1 protein-coding gene is annotated in these 242 nt (G+C 62.0%); it reads right to left on the reverse strand.

The features are described 5' to 3' along the window. Positions 1-242 (reverse strand): transposase (locus E1958_RS19965; protein ID WP_166664729.1); only part of this gene is annotated, 242 nt, incomplete at both ends.

Consider the following 242-nt stretch of genomic DNA (forward strand, 5'->3'; position numbering starts at 1 on the left):
GTCGCCCAACACCATCAGGCTCATCTCACCGCGGACCTTCTTGAAGCCGCGTACTAGGAAGTGGTCCCAGCCGAACCAGCGTTTGAGCGTACCGAAAGGGTGTTCGACCAGACCGGCACGCTGACGCATCTTCTCTGGCCCCGATTCGGCCATCCGTTGCCGGTGGGCTTCGATCAACTCAGCATGCTCGCTGCGATAGATACGGCGTGCAGCGCCGGAGGCTGGTAGACACACCGCCTTGG

The sequence above is a fragment of the Candidatus Thiosymbion oneisti genome (assembly GCF_004359955.1).
Classification (GTDB): Bacteria; Pseudomonadota; Gammaproteobacteria; order Chromatiales; family Chromatiaceae; genus Thiosymbion; species Thiosymbion oneisti.